General features: G+C 45.0%; 17 protein-coding genes. 8 read left to right on the forward strand and 9 right to left on the reverse strand.

Annotated elements, in window-relative coordinates:
- Positions 1-51: 51 nt before the first annotated feature.
- Genes selB through fdhE form a run of 3 tightly spaced genes read right to left on the reverse strand, consistent with a single transcriptional unit; the run spans position 52 to position 4374 of the window.
- On the reverse strand, positions 52-1980 hold the full coding sequence (gene selB, locus PSI23_RS04750; protein ID WP_273553998.1) for a selenocysteine-specific translation elongation factor: 1929 nt from the start codon (positions 1978-1980) through the stop codon (positions 52-54).
- A 48-nt stretch (positions 1981-2028) separates the two neighbouring features.
- On the reverse strand, positions 2029-3420 hold the full coding sequence (gene selA, locus PSI23_RS04755; RefSeq protein ID WP_273553999.1) for an L-seryl-tRNA(Sec) selenium transferase: 1392 nt from the start codon (positions 3418-3420) through the stop codon (positions 2029-2031).
- Between the two features lie 18 nt (positions 3421-3438).
- Positions 3439-4374, reverse strand: a complete 936-nt coding sequence (fdhE, locus tag PSI23_RS04760) for a formate dehydrogenase accessory protein FdhE (RefSeq protein ID WP_273554000.1) — start codon at positions 4372-4374, stop codon at positions 3439-3441.
- Between the two features lie 295 nt (positions 4375-4669).
- Here fdhE and PSI23_RS04765 point away from each other — a divergent pair, with 295 nt between their 5' ends.
- Complete coding sequence (locus tag PSI23_RS04765) at positions 4670-6742, forward strand: plasmid pRiA4b ORF-3 family protein (RefSeq protein WP_273554001.1); 2073 nt, start codon at positions 4670-4672, stop codon at positions 6740-6742.
- A 57-nt stretch (positions 6743-6799) separates the two neighbouring features.
- Here PSI23_RS04765 and PSI23_RS04770 read toward each other — a convergent pair whose 3' ends face one another.
- From PSI23_RS04770 to fdnG, 5 genes are all read right to left on the reverse strand, one after another.
- Positions 6800-7069, reverse strand: a complete 270-nt coding sequence (locus PSI23_RS04770) for a type II toxin-antitoxin system RelE/ParE family toxin (protein WP_273554002.1) — start codon at positions 7067-7069, stop codon at positions 6800-6802.
- A gap of 3 nt (positions 7070-7072) precedes the next feature.
- Positions 7073-7330 (reverse strand): type II toxin-antitoxin system RelB/DinJ family antitoxin, encoded by a 258-nt coding sequence (locus tag PSI23_RS04775; protein WP_273554003.1) that lies wholly within the window; start codon positions 7328-7330, stop codon positions 7073-7075.
- Positions 7331-7473: 143 nt separating this feature from the next.
- Positions 7474-8115 (reverse strand): formate dehydrogenase cytochrome b556 subunit, encoded by a 642-nt coding sequence (fdoI, locus tag PSI23_RS04780; RefSeq protein WP_273554027.1) that lies wholly within the window; start codon positions 8113-8115, stop codon positions 7474-7476.
- A gap of 2 nt (positions 8116-8117) precedes the next feature.
- The gene (fdxH, locus tag PSI23_RS04785) at positions 8118-9044 is read right to left on the reverse strand and encodes a formate dehydrogenase subunit beta (protein ID WP_273554004.1); all 927 of its coding nucleotides are present in this window, start codon (positions 9042-9044) and stop codon (positions 8118-8120) included.
- Between the two features lie 12 nt (positions 9045-9056).
- Complete coding sequence (fdnG, locus tag PSI23_RS04790) at positions 9057-12104, reverse strand: formate dehydrogenase-N subunit alpha (RefSeq protein WP_273554005.1); 3048 nt, start codon at positions 12102-12104, stop codon at positions 9057-9059.
- Between the two features lie 179 nt (positions 12105-12283).
- Between fdnG and fdhD the strand changes: the two genes are divergently transcribed.
- From fdhD to PSI23_RS04805, 3 genes are all read left to right on the forward strand, one after another.
- Positions 12284-13129: a formate dehydrogenase accessory sulfurtransferase FdhD gene (fdhD, locus tag PSI23_RS04795; RefSeq protein WP_273554006.1), complete on the forward strand. Its 846-nt coding sequence runs from the start codon at positions 12284-12286 to the stop codon at positions 13127-13129.
- Between the two features lie 257 nt (positions 13130-13386).
- A complete protein-coding gene (locus tag PSI23_RS04800) occupies positions 13387-14112 on the forward strand; it encodes a Slam-dependent surface lipoprotein (RefSeq protein WP_273554007.1) in 726 nt (241 codons plus the stop codon).
- 128 nt (positions 14113-14240) lie between these two features.
- On the forward strand, positions 14241-15755 hold the full coding sequence (locus PSI23_RS04805) for a surface lipoprotein assembly modifier (RefSeq protein WP_273554008.1): 1515 nt from the start codon (positions 14241-14243) through the stop codon (positions 15753-15755).
- Here the strand turns inward: PSI23_RS04805 and PSI23_RS04810 are convergent.
- Positions 15752-16516, reverse strand: a complete 765-nt coding sequence (locus tag PSI23_RS04810) for a GNAT family protein (RefSeq protein WP_273554009.1) — start codon at positions 16514-16516, stop codon at positions 15752-15754. The genes PSI23_RS04805 and PSI23_RS04810 overlap by 4 nt on opposite strands.
- A 340-nt stretch (positions 16517-16856) precedes the next feature.
- Between PSI23_RS04810 and PSI23_RS04815 the strand changes: the two genes are divergently transcribed.
- The 4 genes from PSI23_RS04815 (at position 16857) to PSI23_RS04830 (ending at position 23056) form a co-directional block, all read left to right on the forward strand.
- On the forward strand, positions 16857-17600 hold the full coding sequence (locus tag PSI23_RS04815) for a Slam-dependent surface lipoprotein (RefSeq protein WP_273554010.1): 744 nt from the start codon (positions 16857-16859) through the stop codon (positions 17598-17600).
- Positions 17601-17689: 89 nt separating this feature from the next.
- Positions 17690-19162 (forward strand): porin family protein, encoded by a 1473-nt coding sequence (locus PSI23_RS04820; protein ID WP_273554011.1) that lies wholly within the window; start codon positions 17690-17692, stop codon positions 19160-19162.
- Positions 19163-19222: 60 nt separating this feature from the next.
- Positions 19223-22204 (forward strand): TonB-dependent receptor domain-containing protein, encoded by a 2982-nt coding sequence (locus tag PSI23_RS04825; RefSeq protein ID WP_273554012.1) that lies wholly within the window; start codon positions 19223-19225, stop codon positions 22202-22204.
- A 24-nt stretch (positions 22205-22228) separates the two neighbouring features.
- Complete coding sequence (locus PSI23_RS04830; protein WP_273554013.1) at positions 22229-23056, forward strand: energy transducer TonB; 828 nt, start codon at positions 22229-22231, stop codon at positions 23054-23056.
- Positions 23057-23065: the final 9 nt, after the last annotated feature.

The raw sequence follows: 23065 nt of genomic DNA on the forward strand, positions 1-23065 counted from the left end.
AGTAGTTAGTCTTTATTTAAAACAGATATTGAACAGGTTCATAACCAAGTGCTAAAAAATGCCCTCATCCCGCAAAACATGCAAATCCGCTTTCCTGCGGGTAAACCCCGTGCGATCAAAGTATTCCAGTATTTGGATCGCTAATTTCCGGCCAATTCCCAACTCATCCCGAAACTCTATTGCCGTTATGCCTCCCTTATCCTGGGAATAGCTACGGATTAAATCAGCAAACTGCTGAATGCACTGACGATGGTAATAACGATCAGACACAATAGCGATGATCAGCCCTAATTGCGCAGCTTTTCGCAAAAGACAACGCATGGTTTCTTCATCTTCCCCCATTTCCATTGCCAAATCGCGTACCCACCACACTTCCGTTTTAAAATATGGTTCTACGTTTAACCACAAGCACTCCTGCTCTGCAGTAAACATCAATCCATGCTCAGGCGAATGCAGCCAACCATTTGTTTGTTTTAGTAATTTTATCTCTAGTAGCCAGTTGATCAGTTTATAAGCCAGCATGTCATCCAGTGTTGGCAGAGCCATTCGTTTCAAACGTGCTTTGCCTACTCCCAGTTGATCGGGGTGTTTTTCATGGTATCCCACCATAGCCTGCAATAGTTTTTGTTCTGCCAAAGCGGCATGATGCTGCGATAGTGCCCAATCACCTGCAATAATCACCTTCATCTCGGCCAGCAAGCTGTTGAGCTGACTTTCTGTCAACTGACGCGCCCAGGCAAAATGGCTGAGTGACAACGCACCACGGGTTAAATATAAGGCGAGACTTTCCGCATGGCTGTACGTTCGGGCCAGTTGAGATAACCAATCAAGAAATTCAGGCCGACGCTTACCCCTGCGTGGGGAATTTAAGCTAACGACCCTCGCTCCTGCCAGCGTTCTCTTGGCACTGATATCACGCAATATCAAGCGATCATTTTCTACCAGCCACAACGGGCGATCCAGCGTCAATTCAGCCAATATTGGCGCATCAGCCAGCGAGTTCAATATAGAAATTCGCCCGGTGATATGGCTGGCGGCATGATGAATATGGATAGGTTGCCAGTTTTGCAGTGGTGAATCGGCTTCAATTTCTACTAACACTTTTTCAGCAGCAAGCAATAGGCCTTGTGATACTGGTTTTTGTAATATTGGTTTCTGCAATAACAACCAGTCGCCACGGGAAATTTGCTCTTTGCTGATATCACCAACGATATTCAATGCAATACGCTGTCCCGCTTTAGCGCTCTGGGCGGGTTGATTCTGGGCATGCAAGCCACGTATTCTCACGGCTTGCTCACTGCCAGTCAGCCATAAAGTTTCACCGATATCGATACTTCCCGCCAACGCCGTCCCAGTGACAACCAATCCAGCACCTTTAACGGTAAAAACACGATCGATAGCCAAACGGAAACGTTGCTTCAATTTTTCATGCTGCAAATTTTGCAAAGAAGAAGGGTGGCAAAATTGATGGACAGAATTAATCTGATGAATAGACAGCAAATGCTCCCGCAATGGAATGATGCCATCCTCCGTAGTCGCTGCCGTTACAAACAGAGGCACTGATTGCCAACCTTGTGATGCCAATAATTGCACAGACTGTTGCCGGACTTCCTCAATCCGTGCTTGTGCGACACTATCCGCTTTAGTCAGCACAATCGTGATGGCAGGTCGCCCGATTAAACGCAAAATAGCCAAATGTTCCCGCGTCTGAGCCATCACACCATCATCACAGGCTACAACCAACAGGATATGATCGATGCCACCAATCCCCGCCAACATATTGGACAGAAATTTTTCATGTCCCGGTACATCGACAAACCCCACCGAAGATCCATCTGGTTGCGGCCAGTAGGCATAACCGAGATCGATAGTCATCCCGCGTTTTTTCTCTTCCGGTAAATGGGTCGTATCAACACCCGTGATTGCTTGAATCAGAGTCGTTTTACCGTGATCAACATGTCCTGCAGTGGCAAAAATCATAGTTATTGAACCTATTTTTTATAGCGACAATTTCTATAACAGCAATTTCTATAACAGCAATGCCCGCAATAATTCATTTCTATCTTCGAGGCAACGGAGATCCAGCCATAACCGACCATCATATAGGCGTCCAATCACTGGTTTTTCCAAATTGCGCCATTGGTGAGCCAAGTTTTCCAATGTGCTGCCACGTCCATCAATGGCAGTAAAAGTCAGCGCCCAACTGGGCAATCGATCCACAGGCAAGGAACCACTGCCGATTTGGGAATAGCAAGGTTCATCACGAACAATGAGTTTTTCGCTGTAATATGCCTGCATTTGGAGAAGTAGCTGTTGCGCCATATCACGGATTTCGCCTTGCGGACGGGTCAACAAACGTAAAGTCGGTAATTTCTGGCGAAGCTGCTCAGGATGTTGATAAAGGCGCAAAGTTGCTTCCAGTGCAGCCAGCGTCATTTTGTCTGCCCGTAATGCACGTTTCAGGGGATGCTGCTGAATAGCCTCTATCCACTGTTTTTTACCAACAATGATGCCAGCTTGTGGGCCACCCAATAATTTATCGCCGGAGAAAGTCACCAGATCGATGCCGTGATTCAGATAATCCCCAGGCATCGGTTCTGCTGGCAAACCATATTGTGTCATGTCTATCATGGAACCACTGCCAAGATCAATAGCTGTCGGGATTTGGGATACCACTCCCAGTTTCGCCAGCTCCTTTCCCGACACTTCAGCCGTGAAGCCCTCAATACTGTAATTACTGGTATGCACCTTCATCAGCATGCCAGTATCAGAATTGATTGCCCGCTGGTAATCTTTCAGATGCGTTCGGTTTGTTGTCCCCACTTCCACCAAACGACAACCCGCCTGCACCATAACGTCAGGAATACGGAAGGCTCCGCCAATCTCAACCAATTCACCACGGGAAACGACAACCTCTTTTCCTTGTGCCACTGTTGTCAGCACCAGTAAAACCGCGGCAGCATTATTGTTAACGATGCAAGCATCTTCTGCACCAGTTAATGTACAGAGTAAATCGGCCAGTGCGCGATCACGATGCCCCCGGCTGGCACCATCAAGGGAGTATTCCAATGTAACCGACGAGCGCATGGCCTGTGTCACGGCATCAATTGCCGTTTCAGCCAACAGTGCACGCCCCAGATTGGTATGGAGCACTGTTCCGCTCAGGTTAAATACTGGCTTAAGTGCTGATGTCTGACCCCAGTCCAATCTTCGGTGCAATGATGCGGCCCAATCGTCACTCCATTCTGGCAAGGCTTGATGCTCACGAATATTGAACCGCGCCTGTTCCTGCATTTCCCGCAATATATCTACCACTTGCGTCTGCCCATGAGACGCAATCAGCGAGGTGATTTCCGGCTGCCGTAATAACCTGTCAATGGATGGTAACTGACGGTACAACGAATTTATTACTTGTGTCATCGCGTCACCCATCCCCCTTTATTCGTTGGGAAACAGAAAAGGGTTCAGGCTACTGCGGACAAAACCTTCTTCTTCCATTTTGGCATCCAGAATCAATGACGCCAGATCATCTGCCACAGCATCTACATTCGGATCTTTTTCCTGATACAGAATTTTGAGATAACTACCACAATCACCACAACTTTCCGCCTTAATTGCCGCCTGCTCACTCTCCAATGACCAATAATTCAGGTCTCGGGTCTGTTCACAGTTACTGCATTTGATTCGAACAACATGCCATTCGCTTTCACACAGATTACAGTGCAAGTAACGCAGCCCTTGGCTAGTACCGATTTGCACCACACTGGCCACCGGCATACTGCCGCATACTGGGCAAAATTGGCGATGTTCTCCATATTCCGCGCGTGCCTTGCCGGGGATTAAACTGGCCATTTGTACCCAATACACAGATAAGGCAGCCCAGACAAACACCGCCTGATCCGCACTAACCTTGTTGAACTCGCTATTGAGCAGCGCGCTCGCCATCTTTTCTAATTCTTGTGCTGAATTTTTTGCCAGATTTTCGAGGACAGGTTTCACATGTTCGGGTACAGTAGGTTGTAATTCCGCAATCAAAGAATGCAGGATATTTTGCCAGTGCTGAGTACGCCGCAACGTTCTGCAATCCAGAGGAACAAACCCCTCTTGTTGGGAAGAATGACGAAGCAGCTCGTCCAATTCCACATCCAGCGGGTTGTCATACAACGCCTTTTGCTGTGCTTGTGCAATTTCCGCCCCAAAATTCAGGTAACTTGAAAATGGATTGCTGTCTGTTGCCAACGTTTTCAGACGTTCAGCACGCTGTTGGTACAATTTTTTCAGGTTGGCAAATAACAATGGGGGAATAAAACTAACAGATCTTTCATTTACCCGCTCTTTAATCAGCTGCTCTTTAGGAACAATGCGAATACTCATTATCTAAACCTTTCCTGTTATGTTGATATGCCCGTTATATTGATACGTCCGTTATATTGACACATAAGTATTCAACCATCTTACCTTGCCGGGCCGCGGAATGGCATTGCCATACATCCAATAGGTTTCAAATTGCATCCTACAAAACAGCAAATTGGAAATTTCAACACAAGTTTACTGACCTTACAAAAATTCAGGTTAGACTATTAATGTAGTCATAAAGAGGGAAGGGTGGATTTGACAGCATGATAATGAGCACTCTTCTTGGTTAATATATTGATAATTGAAGAGATTGATGATGAAACTTACACCCGAAAAATTGCTATCTGCAATAGAAAAATACGCTCATGCCCCTGAGAAACAACAATCCCTAACCCAAAAACAAATACTGTGGTTTTCCGATCCTGAGAACGTCTTCTTATTGCTCAGCCTAACGTTGACCTTATCTGAAGATATGATGACCGAGATGGGAGACAGCATTAACAATTGGGTTAACGCTGCAGTAGCGGAACTTGCATTAACCGCAAACAAATTGCCTGTTGAGGACAAACAACTGCTTGAAGAGATCATTGAGCAGATTCTGGTTCATGCCAACGAAAATTTCGAGCTTAATCGTGAATGTGTGCTGTTATGTATATCGAGCTTGAAAAGACATCAGTTTCATATCAAAACTGACATCACCCAACTATTGGGTGCTCCAAAATATGATGATGACACTAACATTGCCATCTTTCCTTCAACTCCCCCTAATTTAAGCCAACTGTTTGAGCAAGTCAGAATTCAGTCCGGCCTTGAATTCCTCGAATTTTTTGAAAACGGTTTTTCCGTGATTCCCCATGATGGCTTAAGCCATCTCTTTTCAGAAGTGGCCCGGTATTCATGGGGCATAGATGCCCTGCTTCTGTTGACCCAGTACTTTGAGGAACCGATAGCCCTTGCCAGTGCGCAAGCGTTGGACAATTGTCACTCCTCTGCATGGAAAAACTTATCCTATCTGCAACTGGTCAATCTGTGTGCCCGATTTAACCGCCATCCTTCCATTCACTCTTGTTTTAAACGCTGGAAAAAAAGGGCGATGGCGCATCATATTGTTCGGGAACCCGCGGAGATACAAGAATTATACGCCACCCATGTTGATGGAAATGATTGCGCCAGCATGATGATGACAATCACACTGGATGGTCAAGAATACCAAATGAATATGATGCTGGATTTTAAATCTGGTATCCGCGAGAGCTTACTGAATAGTGAGCCTGACCTGACCACCCTCGATCTGATTAAAGAGTTGAGCACTCATGACGCTCATATTGACTTTGTCCCCGTCTCTTCTGACTGGCTACAACAAATTTTACCGTGGATACTTTCAGTTCAGATAAACAAAAAAACGCCTATCGAACTTTACTCACTTTATTGGTTGTCGCGACTTCCCTTCGAATGGACACAACCAGAAGAGTTTGAACTCGAGCATTGGAGTCAGAAACTGGGTTATCAAGCTGATCCAAAACGACAAGAGCGGAACCGCCTTAGCATCACCATGGGTTCACCATTAATCCTAAGCTGGTTAGCACCAGAAGAATGCTTGTCAAAGGCGAAAAAGCCCAAAGATTTATTAAAGCTCTATTACTATGCAAACCGGGAGCTGTTTGCTGGGCGGCTAACTTACTCCGCTGCAATCGAGCAATATAGGCTGCCATCACCAGCACCACATTTGGTGAATCAATATTTAGATTTGGCCTATACCCTCAGAGATCCCGCGTTAAATCGCAAAAGATTTGCTTTATTTGACACTTTGGCTGAGATCAGTTTTGAATATTTTTACATGGAACAAGATGAGGAGATCCTACCTCAAGGATTGGTTCTCAAAGTAAGTTTACTTGATGCCAGCCCAGCCGTATGGCGCCGAATCCGTGTCAGCAATCAGCTCACGCTGATTGAATTTCATGATGTGATACAAAATGTCATGGGCTGGGAAAACGAGCATTTATTCAGGTTTAATATTTCAGGGATCGATATCCCGGAAGAACATTATGACCAAACGTGTATCGGCGTATTTCTGGATGAAATTGGAGATGAACTCAGCTACCAATACGACTTTGGTGATGATTGGCTCCATCAGATAACAGTAGAGAAAGTGCTGCCAAAAGATATTATCCAGCCTGAAATAACCGCAGGTAACGGTATATGTCCGGCAGAAGATTCTGGTGGCATTTGGAGTTGGAATTATTTACTCAAACTGAGAAAACAGAAAGTCCTGACGGAAGATGAAGCTGAACAATTAGAGTTTGTGGGCTTGTCGCCAAGTGAATCGTTAGAGCCTTTTGATAAACAGCAGGCTAATAAGCGGTTAAAGGCACTATTTAACCAATAAAAGTCTCAGTCAATAAAACCGAAGGAGGAGAATAACCCCAGTTTTCTTCGCTAACGGCTAATTGAATAAATCAGCATGGCTCCCAACGCGATACACGATCAATTCCGTGTCAGTGCGTTGGTAAATCAAGAGTAAATCTGGGGTGCCGTGACACTCCAAGTAACCAATATAGTTACCAATCAGTCGGTGCTCTTTATATTTCGGAGGTAATGGCTGGCCTGTCTGTAAAAGCGCAAGAGTTTCGAGGATAATCCCTTGCGCTTTTTTGTTGTTGGCATACTTTTTAGCATCCTTTTTAAACCGACTCTGGTAAACAATTGTCAGCATGATCTACCAACCTAACTCATGTTTTAACTCATCAATTGTATTGACTCGGTGAACTCCCTTACCATTTTCCAAATCACGAATAGCTTGTAGCGTTTCGCTATTTGGCTGAAGAAATCCATCAGGAAGTTGCCCTTCAACAGCCAGTCTATTAACAAGCATACGGATCACAGTAGACAAATCGAGTCCTAAGGCTTTGGCATTCGCCATAGCTGCTTCTTTAGAAGCTGAGGACACTCTGGCTCTCACTACGGTATCAACCATACAATCGCTCCCATTAAATGTACAAATAATAAACATTGTAGCCATATTGTAGCTATAAAGCAAAGCTTATCAATTGTGACAATAACCGAGGAAACAAGAACGGCAGGAACAAGGCAGGGCACACAAAATACCCTGCCTCAAATTTATTTTTTCTCTTTTTGCCGTTCTTGTTTCACAATTTGACGATACCAGCGAGGATGATGTTTTTTCGCCCAACCACGTGTTACCCAACCTTCTACCATTGCCCGCACTGATCCCTTCACCCAAAACGCAGCATAAGCATGAACGATAATAATTAGGATCAGGCCAATCGCTGCCAGTGAGTGAACCAGTAAAGCAACTCGAATCAATGGAATGGGGAAATACTCCGCAAAGTAAGGACGCCAGATAATAATTCCGCTGATCAACAACAGAAACAGGCAGACGCTCACTGACCAGTAAATGCCTTTCTGACCGAGGTTATACTGCCCTATGTCCCCCGTTTCTTCATTACGCAGTACTTTGTGAATATTCTTCGCCCATTCGATGTCATCTCTGTCGATCATGTTATGTTTGAAGTACCTGAAAAACATAAAGACAAACAGGAAGAACATCACCGAGCCCGCAAACGGGTGCAATATCCGTGAGAGCTGTGGTGTACCAAAGATATTCATCATCCAGTTCAGAGAAGGAAAGAAAAATCCCAATCCGCTGATGGCGGTAAACAGGAAGCAAATCACAACCGCCCAATGATTGATTCGTTCAACCGGAGAATGGCGAATAATGACATCGTTACGCTTTTTCATTTTCATTTCTTCACCTCCTCATTGTTTACATTGTTCGAATCAATATCCTTAAGTGCGTTCTCTTCCTCTTCTTTGGAAACGCGGTTCGGGCCAATCCCCACATAATGGAAAATCGAAGCAGCAAAAGTAGCGGCAAAGCCAATTGCGGCCAATGGCTTCCAGATGCCTTTCCAGAAGGTGACGGTCGGGCTGATGCCAGGATTATCCGGCAAACCATGATAGAGCTGAGGTTTGTTGGCATGGTGCAGCACATACATAACATGAGTTCCGCCTACGCCTTCGGGATCATACAAACCCGCATTTTCATAGCCACGCCCGTTAAGTTCCTCAACCCGCTCTGCCGCCAGTGCTTTCATGTCCTGTTTGCTACCAAAATGAATCGCGCCGGTTGGGCAAGTTTTTACACAGGCCGGTTCCTGTCCCACACCAACACGGTCAACGCACAGAGTACATTTGTAGGCGCGATTATCTTCTTTGTTGATACGCGGAACATTGAATGGACAGCCCACAATGCAATAGCCGCAGCCAATGCAGTGCTCGGACTGAAAATCAACGATGCCATTGGCATACTGAATAATCGCCCCTTCCGCCGGGCAGGCTTTCAAGCAACCCGGATCAGAGCAGTGCATACAGCCATCCTTACGGATCAGCCATTCCAGCTTGCCATTCTCCTCCACTTCGGAAAATCGCATCACCGTCCATGACTTCGCCGTCAGATCAGCAGGATTGTCATAAACACCAATGTTGTTCCCAATTTCATCACGGATGTCGTTCCATTCTGAACATGCCACCTGACACGCTTTACAGCCGATACAGGTCGTCACATCGATCAGTTTTGCCACTTCTTGCTGGTGATCCCGCACACGAGGCGCGGGAGTCAGTGAATTGGTGGCAGATCGACGAATAATGTCCTGAGATTGCAATGACATGATTTTTCTCCTCTACACCTTTTCCACATTAACCAGAAACGCTTTGAATTCCGGTGTTTGCGTATTGGCATCACCGACAAACGGCGTCAGGGTATTAGCAAGAAACCCTTTCTTCGCCGCTCCTTCAAAGCCCCAGTGAATCGGAATACCGATGGTGTCCACTTCACGGCCGTGAACATTCAAGGTACGAATACGTTTAGTCACTACCGCTTTGGCCTTGATATAGCCACGATTGGAGCTGACTTTGACGGTATCACCCTGTTTGATGCCTTTCTTTGCCGCCAACCGTTCACCAATTTCCACAAACTGCTCTGGTTGGGCAATAGCGTTCAGCAACGCATGTTTTGTCCAGAAATGGAAATGTTCAGTCAGGCGGTAAGTAGTTCCCACATAAGGAAATTTATCGGCCTTGCCCATTGCTTCAAAATCGCTTTTGAACACCCGGGCGGCCGGATTGGAAACTACACTCGGATGCAGCGGATTGGTTCCCAACGGCGTTTCAAATGGTTCGTAATGCTCAGGGAACGGCCCTTCTGCCATTTTGTCGATGGCAAACAGACGTCCCATGCCTTCTGGCTGCATGATAAATGGCCCGACATCAGTCCCGGGAGCCGCATTGCTGTAATCAGGAATATCCACCCCGCTCCATTTATTGCCATCCCATGCAATTAATTGACGTTTAGGGTCCCACGGATTGCCCTGTGGATCGGCAGATGCACGGTTATACAGAATGCGGCGGTTCAAAGGCCACGCCCATGCCCAACCCAGTGTATTACCCATGCCGGATGGATCAGCATTATCGCGGCGTGCCATTTGGTTACCTTCCGGTGTCCAGCTTCCGGCGAAAACCCAGCAACCACTGGCGGTTGTGCCATCATCGCGCAGTTGTGCGAAAGAGGATAATTGCTGTCCCTTTTTCACCAACACATTGCCGCTGGCATCCAGCAAGTCGGCCAAAGCGCGACCGTTATTTTCCTGTGCCACCTCTTCCGGTGTTGGAGCATACGGATCAAAGTAATCCCATGTCATGCTCAACACTTGTTCTGGAGCCGCACCACCTTCCTCGCGATACAGATCACGCAAGCGCTTGAAGATACCCGACAGAATTTCACCATCCCCAATCGCTTCCCCTGGTGCATCTGCGCCTTTCCAGTGCCATTGAAGCCAGCGGGCTGAATTGACTATCGAGCCATTTTCTTCCGCAAAACAGCAGCATGGCAGACGGAAGACTTCGGTCTGGATAGTTGCAGGATCAACATCGTTGAATTCACCATGATTTTGCCAGAATGACGACGTTTCAGTACTGAGAGGATCAACCGTGACCAAGAACTTCAGCTTCGATAACGCAGTAACAACTTTGTTCTTGTTCGGGAATGACGCTATTGGGTTGAAGCCCTGACAGATATAGCCATTGACTTCCCCTTTCGACATCATTTCAAAATATTGCAGGACATCGTAAGGTTTATCCCACTTCGGCAACAGATCAAAGCCCCAATCATTCTCTTTACGGGCATTATCACCATAGAAACTCTTCATCAGGCTGACAAAGAACTTCGGATAATTTCCCCAATAATTAACCTGCCCTGAAACGGTGGCTTTTGGTGTATTGGCCTGCAAATAGGTTTGCAAATCGGTCTGTTTTTCCGATGGCAGAGAGAGATAACCCGGCAGGCTCTGAGACAGTAACCCCAAATCTGTCAGTCCCTGAATATTGGAGTGGCCGCGCAGCGCGTTAATACCGCCCCCAGCCATACCCATATTGCCGAGCAGCAATTGGATCATCGCCATCGTGCGGATATTCTGCGCGCCGGTGGAGTGTTGCGTCCAACCCAGTGCATACAGGAAAGAAGTGGTTTTGTCTTTCACACTGGTTTCCGCCAGATATTCACACACCTTGAGGAAATCTTCCTTTGGCGTACCACAAATATCGGTCACGACATCCGGAGTATAACGGCTGACATGGGCCTTCAACAGATTCCAGACACAACGTGGATGGACCAGAGTTTTATCACGTTTGGCAAAACCATTTTCATCCAGTTCATAGTTCCATGTCGTTTTATCGTACTTACGATTTTCAGCATCATAGCCGCTGAACAGGCCATCATCGAACGAGAAATCTTCCCGCACAATCAGGCTGGCATTGGTGTAAGCCTCGACATATTCACGGTTAATCTTTTCATTGGTCATCAGGTATAAAATCACACCTGATAGAAAAACAATGTCCGTACCGGAACGGATAGGCGTGTAGAAATCCGCCACGGATGCCGTTCGGGTAAAACGGGGATCGATAACAATCAATTTGGCCTTGTTGTGAATTTTGGCTTCCATCGCCCAACGGAAACCGACAGGATGTGCCTCAGCAGCATTCCCGCCCATCACGACAATCAAGTTCGCATTCTTAATATCCACCCAGTGGTTGGTCATCGCACCGCGACCAAATGTTGGAGCAAGACTTGCTACCGTTGGTCCGTGTCAGACACGCGCCTGGTTGTCTACGGCAAGCATGCCGAGAGCGCGACTAAATTTCTGCGATAAAAAGCCGGTTTCGTTACTGGCCGCAGAGGCACACAACATGCCCGTGGTCAACCAACGGTTAACCGTCACACCATCTTGATTGGTTTTGACGAAATTGGCATCGCGGTCTTGTTTTATCAATCTCGCGATACGATTGAAGGCTTCATTCCAGCTTATTCGCTGCCATTGATTGGAGCCAGGGGTACGATATTCTGGATAGTGCAGACGATTTTTGCTGTGAACAAAATCCACCAAACCAGCCCCTTTAGGACATAGAGCACCACGGTTTACAGGATGGTCCGGGTCTCCTTCGATATGAAAAATAGTAGATTTGGCATTTTTGGCGCCATCACCAAGGCTGTACATCAATAATCCACAGCCGACAGAGCAGTATGTGCAGGTATTTCGGGTTTCACGCGCACGCAGCAATTTGTAATTACGTGTTTGTGCAATCGCGGCGGTTGGGGCAAACCCCAGCGCGGCTGCCGTCGTACCCGCCATACCGCCAGCGCAGATCTTAAAGAACTTCCTTCTGCTGACTTGCATGGGGATCTCCTTACTCACATTGCTTATTAATACTTGTTAATACTTGCTTCTTATCAAGATTTTCTTGGGTGATAAAACATCAGTCGGTAATAATTTGATGAATCATTTTTGATTCTGGGCACTGTCTGCTATAAATCCACACAAACAGTATTATGAATCAATCTAGTGGGGAATTCACTATGGATGATGCAAGGCCAGAAAATGAGTTAACCATGGAAGGAATCAATGGTGCTTTCCGTATCAATGTGCAACAAAAAAACGCAAAACAAAGCAATCAGCTAAGCAGAGCAAAGCTGGATTGGGTAGCCGAGGAAGTTCCTGTTGCATTGGTTTATAACGGCATTTCCCATGTCGTGATGATGGCCAGCCCGAAGGATCTCGACTATTTCGCCATCGGGTTTTCATTGTCGGAAGGGATTATCGCATCTCCGCAAGAAATTCGGGGTATTGACTCAGTAGTTAGCTGTCATGGCGGCATTGAACTGCACATTGAACTTTCCAGCCGCCGTTTTACGGGATTAAAAGAACGCCGACGTAATATGGCGGGGAGAACTGGCTGCGGTACCTGCGGCACTGAGCAACTGACAGAGATCTTTCGCCCAATTACGCCCCTGCCTTTCACCCAAACCTTTTCCCTCTCTCACCTTGATACTGCACTTGCCCAATTACCCCGTGTTCAAGACATCGGTTCACTCACTGGCTGTACCCATGCGGCGGGTTGGATTGACCCTGAGGGGAAATTGCTTGGTGGTTGTGAAGATGTCGGCCGCCATGTTGCGTTGGATAAGTTACTCGGAATGCGGGCCAAAACGGGGTGGCAGCAAGGTGCTGTGTTGGTTTCCAGCCGCGCCAGTTATGAAATGGTGCAAAAATCAGCTAATTGTGGAGCAGAAATTTTATTTGCCGTTTCTGCTGCAACCTCGCTCGCCATTGAAGTCGCACAAAAATGCAATCTAACGTTGGTCGGATTTTGCAAGCCGGGACGGGCAACCGTGTATACCCATCCGCAGCGAATTTTGGATTAATTGAGGCGGTGAAATATCCTCAAATTCGCTCATATCCTTTTTAAATATATAAAATGTCTTTAATTTCAATAAATTAAATCCAGTATAAGTAATTAAAATCAACAGATTAAAAACGTAATATTATTTATAGTTTACTTGGTTATTTATTAATCATATTTTTACTCTGTGTACATTCTTAATTCATATGTTTGCTGCACAAAAAAATTCAGGACGCTCTTATAACAGGATAACAAGATACTTAATACTCAGTGGGGCTAATGATGAGAAAGGTCAATATATTAATCACTGTGTTAGGCGTTTTGGGATTTATAACACAGGCTCAAGCAAAAGTTGGCTATGGTATAAGCCAACAAGAAACCAAACCACATATTCTACTCGGAGAGAAAGATGGTGATCCTGCCATAGGTATTTCTTCTATACCTATGATTGGGGATAAGCTCTTCACCGCCTCTGAACTGAAAAAATTCACCACTTTCGACAAAAACAACATCTATGATGTCAAAAAAGAGGGATTAAAGCCGTTTGGTATCGAGAATCAATATATCGATATCGGCCAGGTTCCAAATGCGGAAGTTTACTTCGGTGAATGGGCACAAAAAAAACCCGATAAATCAGACGTCACCCATACTGTTTTTTATCTAGGCAAAGATGTAACAACCAATATGCCAAAAAACGGCACTGCGACCTACTCGGTGAAAGGCCTTAGCCAATATAACGGTAGCAATCTTCTCTCCGGTGAATTAGTCGCAGACTTTGATTCCCAAAAACTGAATGGCTCACTGAGCAATAATTCACTAAATATAGGTATTGATGCCAATATAAATGATGATGCCGGATTTTCAGGCAAAGCCACAGCCAATGGCAGTATCAATGGAACCACCGATGGGAAATTCTATGGTGATTCCGCTTCCTCTCTGGCAGGGATTGCCAAATTTGATAGTGACAGGAACAAAGATACGGCTTTCGGGGGCAATAAAAAGTAATTTTCCGGATAACAGTGCCATTTTTGGTACTGTTATCTCCACTTTTCCCTTTCATCTTCGTTGCCTAATGACGGTCTTCTATTACTGTTTGTTCCCAATAAGATGGGTTCTGTAAGCGAGTTCTTTCTATGTCTGACAAAAGAAAAGTAACTGGCAAGAGAAAAGCGCCTATATTACTGACATCACTGCTGATCCCACTCATCTTTCCAGTGGCTCAAGCCAATGAAGCTCAGGCAAATGAAAATAGTAGCCACAAGATTTGGCAAGACGCACGATACAATCAACAGCACAATCAACAAAAAAATGAAGCCGACTTAATAATATCAAATACCACTTCTACAAAGAGTGGCACTTCATCGATCGTAATTTATGGGAAAAAATTCAAGGTAGAAAACAATATAAAGGATATCGGTCAAGCCCTGTACCTTGCCATTAACTATCGACAGTGGCAAGACGTAAGACGCTTTCTGATCGCTTATCAAAAACTACCCGCGCACGATCCGTTACTCATCGATTTTGCTCGGGGTGGTCTGGCACATTTTGAAGGAAATTTGGCACTTGCTGCTTCTTATTATCAAAAAATTCTACGTCAAAAACCAAATTTTACACGCATCAAACTGGAACTGGCCCGTACTTATTTTGAAGATCACAAAAATCGGGAGTCCGGGCTGTTATTTGAAGAGGTCAGTAAACAACATCAGTTACCAAAAATGGTCCTGAAGAATATCGACAGCTATCTGGAAGCAATAACCCGAAGAAATGGCTGGCACGGCTCGTTCTCATTCGGTTATACCTATGGCGATAATATCAATATGTCCCCAAATCAGAAACCGATCTGCCTGCTTTCCAAAGAAGGAAAGTGCGTGATTGAGCGGAAATCACCGAAACCTATCAAAGATTGGGGGGTCACTTATAGCGCTACCTTAAGCCGACATTACCAACTTATCGGTCATCACGGCATTTTTGGCCGCAGCCTGATTTATGGTGAAAATTATCGTCATTACCACGACGAAAACAAAAATATGCTTCTGCTGGTCGGTGGCTACAACTATAAAAGCAGAACTCAAAATTTCGCCTTTGGCCCCCTGTTTGAATATCAACAACATGCAGGGAATACCGAATACCATGCCATTGGTGCCAAAATGGAATGGCAGTGGTTTATCACCAATAAAACCACACTCAATATTGAACTTGAACATAAAAAATTGAGTTATCAGCCGCGTTACCGCAAGAAAGACGGTGAACATTCCTCATCCTATTTCAACCTGTCTCATGCCATCAGTGAAAAATTAGTTCTGTTTGGCAGCGGCAGTTGGAGCTATCAAAACAATCAACAGCCAGCAATGCGCTATCAGCAATGGAAAGTGAACGCGGGAATAGCCGGGCAACTCTATTCCCATATTAATGGCTCACTGTTTTTCACACTGAAAAAACAACAATTCGGAGCCTACAGCCCATTATTGGGTGCCAGACGTAAAGATAACGAACAAATCTATACTGCTTCCATTAAATTCCCTGCCACTAAGATATTGGGAATGACACCATCTTTAACTTTCCGCCATCGACACAATCGCAGCAATGTGAACTGGCTGTACAATTATGATAAAAACGAAGTACAGATACAGCTAGAGAAATATTTTTAATCAAGGCTGTGATACATCCACAAATTAGGTTCAATGTAATAAGCCATCTGTTTTTCAACATCCACCACTAACGGCACTAAACCACCCGGAATGATATATTCACCGCTTTGTGGAAACTTCATATCAGTCCATTCCTGCCACTGTTCCAGTGTGCCGTAAATATCCATAGAGCGGAGGGCAGGCTTGATGATTTTTGCTCCCAAACGATAATGTGTACGGAGCCACGGATCAAACGGCTCGCCTTTGTCATTTTTCCAACGACAGTATTCGATAAAATCTTGCAGAGGATATTTGCTTTTCAGACTCGGCCTGACAGGAACCACAAGCCCTTGTAACCCCTCATTCCGCGCAGTCTGTTTCAAGCTATTGATCAATAAGGCAGGAATGTTTTGCCCCCTGAACTCAGGATCAACCGTCACACTAAGAGCAGATACCATATTGGCTTGTTCCTTTCCTTTAGCTGCCCCACCAGCCTCTAATACAGCATCCCATCCCTCATCAGGCAATTGATCTAATGAAGGATTTTTCCAAGGAAAAGGAATTGAGTTCAGCATACCAATAAGACGTTCTTCTTTACCTTGTTGCAAGATGGCAAATTTTTGAAAACGGCTGAAACCAGGCTCATATAATTTGTCCCAATGTTTTTCAGCTACAGCATTATAATTCATAAACAAGGGCCAATTGTTACTAATAAGCTCCCCTATTGCATCATCAAGATCTGTTCTTTCTTCAGCAGATTGAATAATGATTTCTGCTTCCATAATATATCTCCCATTCAGCCTTTCTCAGCCAGATAGATATATAAAACCAGTAAATTTAACTTGCTAATAATTAAAAGATTAGAACTTTGTAAATTAAATCGACCCACCTCACATTTTCAACAAAAAAGCAGATAGTTTAAATCTCCACAAAACACAAAAAAATAACTAACAATCAATAAATTAAACAAAAACAATATCTAATAAACCCCACAAAAATAGAAGCAAATAAAAATAATTATCATTTACATTATCATTTGATCGGTGTACGTTTTCCACGCGCAATAAATCAGGCCGTTTTTATGATTGGGTAACGAGGGATCCCCCATTCCAAACGAGGATAATGATGAAAACAATTAAGGTATTAGTCGCCGCTTTAGGCACATTGGGATTTATGGCACAGGCTCAGGCAGCAGTAGGTTTTGGTCAAAGCCAGAAAGAAACTACACCACATATTACGGTTGGTGCAACTAAAGCTGGTTCAAATTCACACGAAGGGGCGGATGGTGAACCCGGCATTGGGGTTAGTTCAATCGGTGAAGGAAAACTCATCGGTTTTGCTGGATTGACCCGCATGGCACAAGCAGACAGTAATGGTATTCATAATATTTCAAGAGCAGGTGCGCCGGGATCTCATGGCGGGATGGGAGTATTCCATTTCAGCAAAGTTGCCAATGCAGATATTTACTTTGGTGAATGGTCAGAAACCGGTAAAGCATCGGATAGTACCCACACCGTTTATTATGCAGGTAAGGATATTACCACCAATATTCCGACCGACGGTACAGCAACTTATACGATAACAGGCATTAACCAGTACAGCGGTGACAATACTCTGTCTGGTACATTTACCGCAGATTTTGGTGAGAAAACCCTGATTGGTTCTATGGCAAATACCGCGATGACAATAGATATTGATGCCAATATCGGCTCTGATGCTAAATTTGAGGGTATAGCCGCAACTGATGATTTGATTGGAACAACCACTGGCCACTTCTTCGGTGACAGTGCTTCCAGTCTGGCTGGATATACCACATTTTCTGATGACAGATCTAAAGATACCGCTTTCGGTGGTTCTAAACAGTAAGCATTAATTTTTCAGAGAACAGCGCCCACTTTTAGCGCTGTTCTCTGTTTTTATTTCTAATAACGTAAGCTTTGTAAGCTGGTTTCCCGATGTCTGACAATAGAACAACGCCAATATTATCAGTGGCACTGATGGCCTTATGCCTCTCCTTGCCTGCTTATGCCGATGAAGATACTCCACGAAAAATCTGGCAGGAAGCACAACATAACCAGCAGGAAAATGAAACCAATCTGATTATGCCAGATCCGGTTTTCATGGAAAATAACGCTTCACAGATTGTGATTAATGGGCTGACATTTCAAGTCGAGAATAATCTGAACGATATTGGTCAGGCACTCTACCTTGCCACTAACCATCGACAGTGGCCGGACGTCAGACGCTTTCTCACGGCTTACCAAAAATTGCCGGGGCATGATGTTATGTTGGTTAATTTTGCTCAGGGTGGTTTAGCGCGTCTTGAAGGAGATTTAGATCTCGCCGCCTATCATTATCAACAAATTCTGAATCAACAGCCTGATTTCACACGTATCAAACTGGAACTGGCCCGCGTTTATTTTGAAGATCATAAAAATCGGGAAGCCGAACAACTGTTTGCTGGGTTAAATAAAGAGCAGCAGTTACCAGAAATCGTGTTGAAAAATATTAACAGCTATCTGGAAGCGATAGACCTGAGAAATGGCTGGCGCGGCTCTTTCTCTGCTGGTTACACCTATAACGATAATGTAAATATGTCTCCTGATCAGGAAACCACCTGTCAGCCACACTTAGACATTCAATGCTATCAGAAGCGGCAAGTACCCAAAGCGATCAAAGCATGGGGCATGTCTTATGACGCAACATTAAGCCGGCGCTATCAACTTGCCGGCCATCATGGCATTTTTGGTCGTGGCCTGATTTATGGCGAAAACTACCGTGATAACCAAGATGAAAACGAAAATACGTTTCTGCTGGTTGGTGGCTACAACTATAAAAGCAAAAGTCACGATTTCTCTTTTGGCCCTCTGTTTCAATATAAACAACGTGCGGGTGATACCTTTTATCACGCCACTGGTGTCAAAACAGAATGGCGATGGGCATTCACTCCCCAAACAGCCCTAAATATTGAACTTGAACATAAAAAATTACGTCATCAGCAACTTTACCGTAGGAAAGATGGTGAATTCTCCTCAACCTACCTCACCTTATCCCATGCCCTCAGCAAAGACTTTGTTCTGTTTGGTGGCGGTGACTGGGTTTATCGGTATAACGAACAGTATCCCGTCGATCGCTATCAGCAATGGGGAATTCGGGCAGGGATTGCCGGACAGATCTATCCCGGTATTAATGGCTCACTGTTTGCCATGCTGAAAAAGCGCCATTTTGGTGCTTACAGCCCAATGATGAATGCCAGACGTCAGGATAATGAGCAGATTTACACCGCAGTCATTAAAGTCCCTGCCGCTGAAATATGGGGAATGACACCTTCTTTTACTTTCCGCCACCGACGCAATCACAGCAATGTAAATTGGCTGTATAGCTATAACAAAAATGAAGTGCTGATAAGGCTGGAAAAATATTTTTAATCAAAACCTTATGTTTTTTATTTGCGTGATGATAATCGATAAATTGAGGCAGAGACATCAATGGCATACCGAGTTAAAACACAGTTCACCCCCATCACAATTGCATTGTCACTGGCATTTTCATTGGCTGCACCGCCCCTGTTTGCCGAATCCAAACCTGCTGTCACAGCGGCAAGCGGCAAGACGGATCTGGGCAAAATCCGTGTCAAAGATAACAGTGATAAAGATGAAGCAGGTTATGATGCGGTCTATGACAAAGATATCTCCAATATTTATATCGGCAAAGAGCAGATAGAACGCTACAAAGGCTCATCTCCCGCCGATTTAATTAAAGGTGCCGTTGGCGTATACAGTGGTGATGCCCGCAATAGCGGCGCTCTGGATATCAATATCCGTGGTGTTCAGGGACAGGGGCGTATTCCCGTCACCATTGATGGTACGGAACAGGCCATTACCGTTGGACGAGGTTATCATGGAGCCAATAACCGCAATTATATCGATCCAAACCTAATCAGCAGCATTGAAATCGAAAAGGGTCCTTCTCTGAACCGTAGAGTTAAAGGATCAATTGGCGGTGCAGTATCCATCAAGACATTGACCATCGATGATGTCGTGCCAGAAGGGGAAACTTTCGGCATCAATACCAAACTGGAAACCAGCAGTAACTCAGTGAGGGAGCGCACTCCTTCCCTGTCATTGGGGCAGGACTACCGTGATATCCCCGGTTTTATCCACAATGATGTCGAAACCGATCCTGCATTGAGAATCATGCCACATTCGTCAAAAGACAATAAGCTGTTTGGATTCAAAGATAATGCATTCCGTATCGCGATGGGTACACGACAGGAATATTTTGATTTGATGCTGGCCTATTCTTACCGCCGTCAGGGTAACTATTTTGCTGGCAAGGGAGGAGCCCATCGTTATGATAAATCAATTACAGCCGCCGACGAAAAACTCATGACAGGAGCGTTAACCAGTTTAGATCCTTATCTGCCATTTGCCGCCCGTATCTATCGCCCCGGCAATGAAGTTCCCAATACTTCCAGTGAAATGCGCTCAATATTAATAAAAAATACCTGGCACTTTACCGATGACCAAGCCCTACAACTGGGTTTTCGCAATACGCGTATGGAGTTCGGCGATATTATGCCTTCTAGGCTGGCAATGGTACTTGCTGAAGACAATGTTGTTCCCCAATGGCCACTCGCCAATGCCCATCAAAAAGCTGCCAACCTGACCTATAAATGGCATCCCACCAATAACCCCTATATCGATTTCGACATGAATTTGTGGGCAACCCGTACTACGAGCAACACCAACACCGCAGGTGGATATCCCCGTAGCCCGGTTGATAGAGATTATTATTGGGAACGAGGTACCAAAAGCAAGGACCCTAATATTGATGGCACATTGATAAATACATCTGTCACCAATTCTCAAAATAATCGTTGGGGGGTGGATATCTCAAATAAATTTGAACTCACCCATAATCTGGATCTGACCTTGATAGGGAATTTCCAACGTGAGCGGCTAGGTTCCTCTGATGATACCAACCATCTTAATAATATGTATTTTTTCCAGTCACCTGCCAGAAAAGGACAACGTCAGGAAATCAATCTCGCTTTTAACTTTGACTGGCGCCCTACTTCATGGCTGGCATTGAGCGCTGGAGCCAAACGCGTCTCCTATTGGTCTAAAGATGATTTTCTCACTGAACGACGCGCCGCAAGAGATGGGCGTTATCAAAAAGGGAGAGAAATAATCGGACATGATATGAGTTATTTCCGAACCATGACCGAAACAGAAGCTGATATGGTACGAAAAAGGGAGCAATTTATAAAATCACACAGAACCTCGCAAATGAGTTCAGCAGAGAGGATTGCGTTACTTAAGAAGCTCCGAACTGAATACCCTACTATCAAGACAACTAGCATTACTTCACGTGATGGACAAAAACGCAAGGTGGTTCACGAAACATTCACTTGGCTTTACGATTCCAACAATGGCAAGCTCAATAAAAGCGATAACCCCTATTTCAATGGTCAACTGGATATGAATGAAAAGGTTATCGACCCAATGAATGGTGAGGAAACCTTCAAATATGAATACGGCACACGCGTTGATGCAAATGGTATACTAGGTTCTGATGTTGACGATCCTTGGGAAACACCTGCAAAACACAAGGAGCACGCTTGGGCACCCACTTTCTCTGCGACGGCCTATGTCACTGACGATTTCCGAATCTATGCCCGCTATGCCGAAGCGGTAAGAATGCCCAGTATTTTTGAAGATACGGTCGGTTTTTCAGGTTCAAAAAGCAAAATAATAGGCCAACAATTTAAACCAGAGCGTGCCAAAACCGCCGAAGTAGGCTTTGTCTATGATTTCAGCCAGTTGGTTGATGCTGAACGTCATGCCGATATCAAACTCTCTTATTACAATACTGTGATCGAAAATGTATTCGATAGGGACAATACCTATAGTTTCTCCCAACTGGGCAAACAGAAACTGGCTGGTCTGGAGTTACAGGCACGTTATGACAACGGCAGTTTCTTCACCGATATGGGTTTGGTCTACAATATGAAAAACAAGGTGTGTGACCATAACTCTGTCATGAGAATGGACTCTCAAAATCGCTATGGTATTCCTGAATGTATTGATGGTGGTTTTCCCGGTGGTTATTTACGCACCTCTATCCAGCCTAAATATTCAGCCAATCTGACCATCGGCGGTCGTCTGCTTGATGAAAAACTGGAACTGGGCAGCCGAATGCTCTACCACAGCAAAGCGGAAAACAAAGATGAAAAATGGTTGATGAATGCCTTACCGAATAGTTATAAAGGACAATCTAATAATCCGATGCGCTGGAATCCGGTGTTTACGGTTGATGCTTATGTCAGCTATCAAGTCACCCCAGCCATATCGGTAGAGCTGACTGGCACAAACCTAACCAATCGCTATTATCTCGATCCTTTGACCCGTTCAATGATACCGGCACCGGGCAGAACCTTTAAGCTCAGTCTGACCAGCCAGTTTTAGAGGCTTGTTTTATTAGAGGATAATATGACCAACACAGCCATATTAGATAATCCAGCCACCTATTTTCCATTGATGCCTAGAAAGGGCTTACTGGTTGGCACCCTGATTGCCATTTTATTGCACATCATTCTGATATGGCTGTTCAATCGACATGCTTCATATGATGACACTGCCCATCATATCAACAAAAATTCTTCTACTACGGGGCTCTCCATTACGATGGTTGCCGCCTCATCGTGGGAGAATAAGCCAGAACCCGTCTCACCACCATCCCCGCTTTTGACTGCGCCGGAATCACCGACAAAACCTCAAATTGTGCTGGATAAAGCGATCCTAACTGAAAACAAAGTGGCAAAACCGCTGGAAATCAACAAACCAAAGAAACGTAAAAAGCAGCAGAAAGAAAAACCGCAAGAGATAGCAGAAAAGAAACCCGCCCCATCACCGCAGGTACAAGAAAACAATAAGGTAGAGCAGGTAACCAGCGGCAGCGCTCAGATTAATTCGGAAAGCAGTATGAGCCGGGCAACAACTTCACAGCCTTTGGTGGGACAGGGAAATAGTGAGATGGATAATTACCACGCCAGATTGCGGCAGGAAATTGAGCGTCATAAACGCTATCCCCGCAAGGCAAAGAGGATGAAACAGGAAGGCTCGGTCATCGTTAACTTTACCCTGCTGGATGACGGTACATTAACCGCTACCAAAGTGATTAATTCTTCAGGCAACACTACATTAGATAATGCCGCACTCGATGCCGTCAATCGTGCCATATCAGTTGGCCCCAAGCCAGCAGATATGGCGTCAGTGGTCACACTGGAACTCGATTTTATGTTGGATAAAACGAGCTAACACCAGTTT

This window comes from Xenorhabdus yunnanensis (assembly GCF_028598805.1).
Lineage (GTDB): Bacteria > Pseudomonadota > Gammaproteobacteria > Enterobacterales > Enterobacteriaceae > Xenorhabdus > Xenorhabdus yunnanensis.